General features: G+C 71.2%; 9 protein-coding genes. 5 read left to right on the forward strand and 4 right to left on the reverse strand.

Features of this window, described 5'->3' with window-relative positions:
- Together ABT381_RS33825 and ABT381_RS33830 are read right to left on the reverse strand one after the other, a co-directional pair.
- Positions 1 to 773: ROK family transcriptional regulator (locus tag ABT381_RS33825; RefSeq protein WP_351601272.1), on the reverse strand; the 773-nt coding region annotated here is incomplete at its 3' end.
- A 123-nt stretch (positions 774 to 896) separates the two neighbouring features.
- The gene (locus ABT381_RS33830; protein WP_351601275.1) at positions 897 to 1,145 is read right to left on the reverse strand and encodes an ATP-binding protein; all 249 of its coding nucleotides are present in this window, start codon (positions 1,143 to 1,145) and stop codon (positions 897 to 899) included.
- A gap of 44 nt (positions 1,146 to 1,189) precedes the next feature.
- Between ABT381_RS33830 and ABT381_RS33835 the strand changes: the two genes are divergently transcribed.
- The 4 genes from ABT381_RS33835 to ABT381_RS33850 all read left to right on the forward strand — a co-directional run bounded on the left by ABT381_RS33835 (position 1,190) and on the right by ABT381_RS33850 (position 5,565).
- Positions 1,190 to 2,128 (forward strand): helix-turn-helix domain-containing protein, encoded by a 939-nt coding sequence (locus ABT381_RS33835; RefSeq protein WP_351601278.1) that lies wholly within the window; start codon positions 1,190 to 1,192, stop codon positions 2,126 to 2,128.
- Positions 2,034 to 2,243 carry a DUF397 domain-containing protein gene (locus ABT381_RS33840; RefSeq protein ID WP_351601280.1) on the forward strand — a complete coding sequence of 70 codons (210 nt, stop codon included), beginning with the start codon at positions 2,034 to 2,036 and terminating at the stop codon, positions 2,241 to 2,243. Before ABT381_RS33835 ends, ABT381_RS33840 begins: the two co-directional genes overlap by 95 nt.
- 58 nt (positions 2,244 to 2,301) lie before the next feature.
- Entirely contained in the window at positions 2,302 to 3,801 is a 1,500-nt protein-coding gene (locus ABT381_RS33845) for a DNA-3-methyladenine glycosylase 2 family protein (protein ID WP_351601283.1), read from the forward strand.
- Positions 3,802 to 3,984: 183 nt separating this feature from the next.
- A complete protein-coding gene (locus ABT381_RS33850) occupies positions 3,985 to 5,565 on the forward strand; it encodes an MFS transporter (RefSeq protein WP_351601286.1) in 1,581 nt (526 codons plus the stop codon).
- Positions 5,566 to 5,598: 33 nt separating this feature from the next.
- Here the strand turns inward: ABT381_RS33850 and ABT381_RS33855 are convergent, their stop codons facing one another.
- Positions 5,599 to 6,681, reverse strand: coding sequence for a mechanosensitive ion channel family protein (locus ABT381_RS33855; RefSeq protein ID WP_351601289.1), 1,083 nt, complete (start codon positions 6,679 to 6,681; stop codon positions 5,599 to 5,601).
- 265 nt (positions 6,682 to 6,946) lie between these two features.
- On the opposite strand from ABT381_RS33855, the gene ABT381_RS33860 reads away from it, so the two are divergent.
- The gene (locus ABT381_RS33860) at positions 6,947 to 7,483 is read left to right on the forward strand and encodes an HNH endonuclease (protein WP_351601292.1); all 537 of its coding nucleotides are present in this window, start codon (positions 6,947 to 6,949) and stop codon (positions 7,481 to 7,483) included.
- A 161-nt stretch (positions 7,484 to 7,644) separates the two neighbouring features.
- Here the strand turns inward: ABT381_RS33860 and ABT381_RS33865 are convergent.
- On the reverse strand, positions 7,645 to 8,602 hold a 958-nt coding region (locus ABT381_RS33865; protein ID WP_351601295.1), incomplete at its 5' end, for a discoidin domain-containing protein.

Raw genomic sequence — 8,602 nt, forward strand, 5'->3', positions numbered from 1 at the left:
GACGTGTTCGGGCTGGCGCTCGCGCCGGGCAGCGGCATGTACCCGATCTCCCCGGCCCCGCCGGTAGCCCCGCGCAGCAACGTGCCCCCCAACACGATCGCCGCACCGACCCCCTCGTCCACCCACACCAGCACGAAGTCATCATGATCCTGCGCCGACCCGTCGTGCTGCTCGGCCAGCGCCGCGAGATTGACGTCGTTCTCGATGACGACGGGCGCGCCCAGCGCGTCCCCCAACTCGCCCAGCAGTGACCGCGAGTGCCAGCCGGGCAGGTGCGGCGCGTACCGCAGCTCGCCGGTACGCGGGTCCAGCGCGCCCGGCGTCCCGATGACGACCCCGTGCAGCTCCCCCCGGCCCAGCCCGGCCTTCTCCAGTGCCCCGTCCACGGCCGCGACCACCACCCGCGCGGTCACGCTCCCGGCGCCCTCGGCGACGACGGCGTCGGCCGCGACCCGCTGTTCCCCCACCACCGCACCGGTGATGTCCGCGACCACGGCGGTGACGCCCCCGGGGTCGGCCGACAGCGCGGCCACGTACGCCGCCGCCGGATTCACCTCGTACAGCTGCGCGCTGGGCCCGGGCCGCCCGGTCACGTTCCCGGTCGTCCGCACCAGCCCGGCCGCCTCCAGCCGTCCCAGCAGCTGCGAAGCGGTGGGCTTGGACAGCCCGGTCAGCTCCCCGATCCGGGTGCGCGTCAACGGCCCGTGCGCCACGAGCAGTTCCAGCGCGGCCCGGTCGTTCATCGCCCGCAGCACCCGAGGCGTCCCCGCCATTCCCACCCACCCGCCGTTCGTCGATCCGCGACCTGCCCGGAAGCCGATCTGTTAGGAAACTTTCCAATCAACTTCCAGGAAGGTAAGTCCCCGTCACGGGCCCGTCAATGGCCGGGGCAGGATTCAATTCAGGAGCTCGGCCCAGACGGCCTTGCCGGGCCCGAGGCGGGCGCTGACACCCCATCGCTCGGCGAGGGTGGCGACCAGCAGCAGGCCGCGGCCACCCGGGGCATGGGAATCGGGCGTGAGCGGGCGCGGTTGCCCGCACGACGCGTCATGCACCTCGATGCGTACGCCAGTGGGGGCCTCCGCAAGCGCGTCGGGGGTACGGAGCGCCAGAAGGCGGGTCTCGATATGGCGGTCGCGCGGCACGCGGGCATGGCGGACGGCGATGGACCAGGGCGGCATCGTGGTGCATGGCCAGGGTTCTTCTTTCGGAGGTTCTACCGAAAGAACTCGACCCGACCGAGTCCCTGCCGGCGCTGTATGGCGCGAAGTTGCGCAGGCTGCGCACGAAGGCGGGGTGGACCCAGCGCGAGCTGGGCGCGCAGGTGCCGATCGCGCACAGCCGCATCGCCCAGTTCGAACTGGGCAGGGAGACCCCGCCTGAGGACGTCTCCGAAGCGCTGGACCGGGTCCTCGGCGCGGACGGCGATTTGAAGGAGCTGTGGGGACACGCGAGACGGACGCCGTTTCCGGACTGGGTGCGGAGATACATGGCGTTGGAGCCGCAGGCGTGCAAAATCCGTAAGTACCTGGCGCATACGGTGCCGGGCCTGCTCCAGACCAAGCCCTATGCACGGGCATTGCTGTCCGTGGCTCACCCCAGTGTGGGGAAGAACCTGGAAGAGATGGTCACAGCCAGGACGGCCCGGCGGTCCTTGTTGGAGCGGCCGGACGCCCCGGTGTTGTGGGCCGTCCTCGACGAGGCTGTCCTTTGGCGCCGCGTAGGAGGAGCGGTCGTCATGCGTGAGCAGTTGGAGTACTTGCTGCACGTGATGGATGAGTGGGAGCACGTCACAATGCAGGTCCTGCCATTCGACCAGGGTGCGCATCCGATGCTGGGGGGATCGCTCACCGTGCTCTCCTTCCCCAACGGCCCCGACATGGCGTATCTGGAGAGTTCACACTCCGGAGAGCTGGTCGAGAAGGCTGCAACGGTCAAGGAATACGCTCTAGCATTCGACCACTTGCAGGCCCAGGCCCTGCCGTGCGCGGCATCGGCCGGCCTGATTCGGAGCGTGCTGGAGGACACCTACCGTGACGTTCGTATCCCGACCCGTTCTCGACGCCGCAGCTTGGCGCAAGTCCAGCTACAGCAACACGCAGGGCGGGGATTGCGTAGAGGTCGCTGACAACGTTCCGGGAGGTGTCGTGCCGGTGCGGGACAGCACGCGGCCGGGCGGGCCCGTGGTCGTGTTCTCCGACGACGCGTGGGTCGCGTTCGTCGACGCGCTGGGGGCTTCGTGAACCATGCATGTCCGATAGCTGCCAGCACCGCGCACTTCCTGCTGGAATTCTCTGTACCGTGCTCGACTTCGAACGCTGCTGGCGTGCCACGCTGAGCCGGGACACTCGTTTCGACGGGCTGTTCTACTCCGCCGTTGTCACCACCGGCATCTATTGCCGTCCCAGCTGCCCGGGCTGTCCCAAGCGGAAGAACGTTCGCTTCTACCGGAGCGCGGCGGCGGCCCAAGAGGCCGGATACCGCGCGTGCAAGCGGTGCAACCCGGACGCCAGCCCCGGATCGCCCGAGTGGAACCTGCGGGCCGATACGGTGGGCCGTGCCATGCGCCTGATCGCGGACGGCGTCTGTGATCGTGAAGGAGTCGGCGGGCTGGCCACACGGCTGGGGTACACCACACGTCACCTGCACCGCCTGCTCATCGCCGAGGTCGGCGTCGGCCCACAGACCCTCGCCCGCGCCCAGCGGGCGCAGACCGCCCGCATCCTCCTGGAGACGACCGGGCTGCGGATCACCGATGTGGCGATGGCCGCGGGGTTCTCCAGTGTCCGCCAGTTCAACGCCACCATGGCGGCCGTCTTCGACCGCACCCCCAGCGCTCTGAGGGACGCGGCGGGCTTGCCCACTGCTCAGGCCGCCGGAACCATCGCGGTACGCCTCGCGGTCCGCGAACCTTTCGATGGGCGGGCTCTGTTGCGCTTCCTCGCCGTACGCGCGGTCCCGGGCGTCGAGGAGGTCGAGAGCGGCACCTATCGCAGGAGCCTGCGGCTGCCACACGGCGCGGGCGCCGTCGCTCTCGCCCCACAACCCGGCTGTGTCGAGGCGCGGTTCAGGCTGGAGGACATACGGGACCTGGCCACCGCCATCCACCGGTGCCGCCACTTGCTGGACCTGGACGCCGATCCACTGGCGGTCACAGAAATCCTGGCCGATGAGCCGCTCATGGCACCTCTCGTCGCCGGCCATCCGGGGCTACGCGTACCGGGCGCGGCCGACCCCGAGGAACTCCTGCTGCGCGCCGTTCTGCGGCAGGCGCTCCCCGGGCGCCGAGCCCGGTCGGCCGCGGCCGCGCTCACGCGCCGTCTCGGCCGGCCGCTGGTGTCCCCGATGGGCGCGGTGACCCATCTCTTCCCCACGGCCGAAGCCGTGGCCGAGGCGCCGCCGGCCGACCTGCTCCCGCCCCCTGCGGCCCACCTGCTGCGCAAGGTCGCCACCGACTTGGCTGCCGGCGACCTGACACTCAGCGACGGCGGCGACCGGACGGACACCGAGCGCAGGCTGATCCGGGCCGGCCTGACCGGACAATCGGCGGGTTACCTCGTCATGCGGGCGCTCAAGGACCCCGATGTGTTCCTTCCCCAGGCTCCGGCGACCATCCGGGCGTTGCGGAGCCTGGGGGAGACGACCGATCCCGTACCGGCAGCCATGCGCCGCGCCGAGGACTGGCGCCCCTGGCGCTCCTACGCGCTCATGCAGCTGTGGAACCTGCCCGCCGACGGCTCCCGGCTCCTTACGTCTGCGCGAGAGGCACCGCGGCGTCGGCCTACGAGCCTGGCCGGGTGACTTCCTTCCGGCAGGTGTGCTGGTCCGATAGCTGCCAGACCTCGGGTACGGCCGGCTGCCAGGGTCGCTCCGGTAAGTATTCGCGCTCGCGCCCGCGATGCGCCCCGAAGCCGATCTAGGACGTGCATGACCCCGACTCCGGCCCTGCCCCCTGCCCCGAGCCCCGTCGCCTCCGAACCGCGTATGAGCCATGCGGTAGGCACGCTGATCGTCAGCAGCGTGACGACCTTTCTCCTGCCCCTGGACTACACCGTCGCCTCGGTCGCCCTGCGCGACATCCACCGCGATTTCTCTGTGAGTTTCAGCGACCAGCAGTGGGTGATCAACGGGTACACCATGGCGTTCGCCGCATTGCTGATGGCCGGTGGCGGACTCGCGGACCTCTTCGGACGCCGGAAGGTGTTCCTGTCCGGACTGGCCGTCTTTACCGCCGCCTCGCTGCTGGCCGGTCTGGCACCTGCCGTGCTCTGGCTCAACGCCGGACGGATCGCCCAAGGCGTCGGCGCCGCGGGGATGTTCAGTTCCTCCCTCGCCCTGTTGGTGCGGGAATTCACCGGCCCCCGCCGGGTCCGTGCCTTCGCCGTCTTCGGTGTCGCCTCCGGGCTGGGGGCGTCCCTGGGCCCCTTCATCGGCGGACTCGCCGTGGACCTGGGCGGCTGGCGCTGGGCGTTCCTGCTCAATGCGCCGTTCGGCATCGCCATGCTCATCCTGGGGCTGCTGCGCACCCGGGAGTCCAAGGACCCGCACGCCACCCGCCTGGACATCAAGGGCCTGGTGCTCTTCAGCAGTGCGGTGCTGCTCGTGGTCTACTCCATCGTCACAGCCCCGCAGACCGGCTGGAGCAGCCCCACCATCATCACCACCCTGGCCACGGCGGCAGTCCTCGTCATCGCCTTCATCCCCGTGGAGCTGCGACAGCCCTACCCGCTGATCGACCTGCGCCTTTTCACGAACCGCAGCTTCCTCGGCGCCAGCCTGGCCCCCTTGGTACTGTCCGTCGCCTTCTGGGGCCTGTTCCTGTACACGCCGCTCTACTTCCAAGGCGTACTGGACTACAGCCCGCTGCAGGCCGGCATGGCCATGCTGCCCTTCGCCATCCCCCTGTTCGGCGCCGGCCCCCTCGGAGCGCGCCTGGCCAACCGCATCTCCTCGCGCACTCTGCTGGGCATCGGCCAGCTCCTGGTCGCCGTCGGCGCGACTCTCCTGGCCTTCGCCCCGCTGCACAGCGACTGGACCAACTACGCCATCGGCGGCCTGATCAGTGGCCTGGGGACCGGACTCATCAACGGCGAGATGAGCAACGTCGCCATCAGCATCGTGCCCGCCGCCCGATCCGGCATGGCCTCCGGCATCAACTCCACCATGCGCATCGTCGGCATGACCGCCGGCTTCGGCGGCATCGGCGCGGTCCTGGCCGCGGCCGTCTCCCACGACCTGGCCTCCCAGGCCGGCAGCCTCCACGGCCTGCACCACAACCTGAGTGCGCTGGCCACAGAAGTAGCCACCGGCAACATCAACGGCACGGCAGCCTCTGTGCCCGCCCCCATCCGCAACGCCTTCCACACGGCGGCCGACCACGCCTTCGCCACCGGCATGCGCACAGCCTTCATCGTCGGGGCCTGTGTAGCGCTCCTGGGCGCCATCGCCGGCTTCGCGCTCATCCGCAGCCCCAAGACCGGCGCGGAGCCGACGGCCGCCGACCAGCGGTCGGCCGCGGCCTCCGGCCCCGATGACGCCGTCTCGGCAACTTCCCCGTTCGGGTAGTCAATGAGCCCGGCGTCCCCGCCGCCGCTACGGCTATTTGTTCAGGCTGGTGGACGGCCCCTGGGACGCCGGGGGAGTGATCGGGTTGCTGGCCACCGACTGGGCGGAGAGCGGGTTGTTGAAGGCCGAGGGGGCGGCCACCGCGGCCGACGGGTCGGCGGCCTCCTCGTCCTCCGCCGGGACCGGCTGGTTGCCGACGATGCGGATGCCCGCCGCGTCCAGGGCCTTCTTGATGCGCCAGCGGAGTTCGCGTGCGACGGCGAAGGATTTGCCCGGCATCGTCTTGGCGGAGACGGTGATCGTCATGGTCTCCAGGGAGACCTCGCTGAGGCCGAGCACCTCGACCGGCTCCCACAGGCGCTCGTTCCACGGCTCGGACTTGGCCATGTCCTCGCCCGCCCGGGTGATGACCTCGCGGACCTGGTCCAGGTCCTCGCTCGCGCGGAGCTGGACGTCGACACTGGCCGTGGCCCAGCCCTGGCTGAGGTTCCCGATGCGCTTGACCTCGCCGTTGCGTACGTACCAGATCTCGCCCTCGGCGCCGCGCAGCTTCGTGACCCGCAGGCCCACCTCGATGACCTCGCCGGAGGCGACGCCCGCGTCGATGGTGTCGCCGACGCCGTACTGGTCCTCAAGGATCATGAAGACGCCGGAGAGGAAGTCCGTGACCAGGTTGCGGGCGCCGAAGCCGATCGCGACGCCCGCGACGCCGGCGCTGGCCAGCAGGGGCGCGAGATTGATGTTGAGGACGGAGAGCACCGTCAGGGCCGCTGTGCCGAGAATCACGAAGGACGCGACGCTGCGGAGGACCGAACCGATGGCCTCGGAGCGCTGCCGGCGGCGCTCGGCGTTCACCAGCAGACCGCCGAGCGCGCTGTTGCGCGCGGCCACCGTGGAGCGGTTCATGCGCGCGACGAACTTCGTGATCGCGCGGCGCACCAGCCACCGCAGGACCACCGCGATCGCGACGATGAGGATGATGCGCAGACCGGCGCTGAGCCAGCTCTGCCAGTTCGCCTGCACCCAGCCGGCGGCGTCGGTGGCCTTCTCCGTGGCCTCGGATATGGAGGACGGATCCGGCGCCGCGGCGGCGACCGGAGAAGCGGACCAGTACACAGCAAGGACCTTCCGTGTGGGACAGCAGACCCGGGCGGCACGCGCCGCACATCGGGCAGACCAACCACACTAACGGGGCAACGCGGGCAGTCCGCACCCTCGTTCGGGTAGCCCCGGCCGAAATGCTGGGCAGTAAAGAAGTGTGGTCGAAAACACCTCCGACCCGTTACCTGGTCATGGTGGCGCTCCGACCAGGCACCGGGGGACACTGTGGGGAGATCGTCCCGGCGCGAGCCACGCGCCGCCGGCGTACAAGGAGGCACCCGTGCCGCATGTCCTGGTCCTCAACGCGTCGTACGAGCCGCTCGGCGTCGTACCGCTCCGCCGCGCGCTCATCCTCGTCCTCAATGAGAAGGCCGTAAGCCTCGAGGATTCCGGCGCCCTGATGCACAGTGCGACCCGCGCGATGCCCGCGCCCAGTGTGGTCCGTCTCAAGCGTTTCGTCCGGGTGCCCTTTCGGGGCCCCGTTCCGCTGACCCGCCGTGCGCTCTTCGCGCGCGACGGCGGCCGGTGCATGTACTGCGGTGGCGTCGCAACCAGCGTCGACCACGTGATCCCGCGCAGCCGTGGCGGGCAGCACACCTGGGAAAACGTGGTCGCGGCGTGTCGCCGGTGCAACCATGTGAAGGCCGACCGGCACGTCGCCGAGATCGGCTGGCGGCTGCGGCATCAGCCCGCGCCGCCGGCGGGCCTCGCCTGGCGGATCATCGGCACGGGGCATAGGGATCCGCGCTGGCTGCCATATCTGCAGCCGTACGGCGCGGAGGACGCGATGGCCCGGATCGACGCGGTTTCCGCGTAGCGGTCCGGGCCGATTTGCGACTACCCGCCGTAGCGGGCTCGGCTGTCGGTCGACTGCCCCACCGCACTGGTTGCTCGCGCAGTTCCCCGCGCCCCCTCAGGGGCGCGGGGAACTGCGCGACCAGCCACGACGTGGCGGCACCGGGCCACCGGGAGCCGGCCCTACGGCGAGACCGCGTACGCCTCCACGCCCCACAGGGAGTACCCGTACCGGGTCGCCCGCTTCTCGCCCTGGATGCGGACGAACTTCGTGTGCGGGGCGTCCATGCGGACGGACTCGCGGCCCCCGCGGCCATCGCGGACCGTCGCCGCCGTGCGCCACGTACGCCCGTCACGGGACACCTGCACGCGGTAGCGCGACGCATACGCGTCCTGCCAGTGCAGCACCACCCGCCCGAGCCGGATCGGCCGGTCCAGCGCGAACTGGAGCCAGGCGCCGTCCTCCGCCGGAGACGACCAGCGGGTCTTGGGGTCGCCGTCCGTGGCCGCCGAGGCCGGGAAGTCGGCGGTCTCGTCGCCCGAAGAGACCGCCGCCGCGCCGCGGGCCAGATCCTTGCCGCCGGTGGGCGGGAAGGTGCGGACGGTCAGGGTCTGCCGCTCGTCACCGAAGGTGACCGGGACCCTGTACGTGGCGGATCCGGCCGTCTTCGGGACGGTGAGCCGGACGCGGGCGATCGCGGTGCCGCCGCGCGGCGCGGTGAGGCGGTCCGGGGCGTGCACGGCGAAGCCCTTGGGGGCCTTGACGCGGAGCCGTCCGTGGACGTCGGCGGGGCGGCGGGAGAAGAGGCGTACGTCGACGTCGACCGTGCCGCCCGGCTCGGCGTCCGCCTCCTTGCGGGAGAGCTCCAGGCCGGCCGGTGCCGTGTCGTCGAACCAGGGGGTGAGGGACGTCACCGAGGGCGCCGGGTCGTCGTGGCCCCAGCGGAGCCGGATCGCGTCGGCGCGCAGGCCGTGGGCCGCGGTCTGGGTCCAGCCGGAGGGGGACAGGTGCCCGATGCGGCGCCAGCCCCCGCCGGGGACGCGGGCCTCGACGCTCGCGCGGCCCGCGTGCGCGGCCGGGTCGGTGAGCGCGGTGACCGCGGCGAGCGTGCGGGGGCGCGCGAAGGGCACGGTCAGTGAC

Origin of the sequence: Streptomyces sp. NPDC000151 (assembly GCF_040301705.1) — a bacterium.
Taxonomy (GTDB): Bacteria; Actinomycetota; Actinomycetes; order Streptomycetales; family Streptomycetaceae; genus Streptomyces.

Excerpts from the sequence above, each read along its gene's own strand:
- ABT381_RS33835 (WP_351601278.1), top strand. The coding sequence starts at position 1,190 with ATGGCCAGGGTTCTTCTTTCGGAGGTTCTACCGAAAGAACTCGACCCG.
- ABT381_RS33850 (WP_351601286.1), top strand. The coding sequence starts at position 3,985 with ATGAGCCATGCGGTAGGCACGCTGATCGTCAGCAGCGTGACGACCTTT.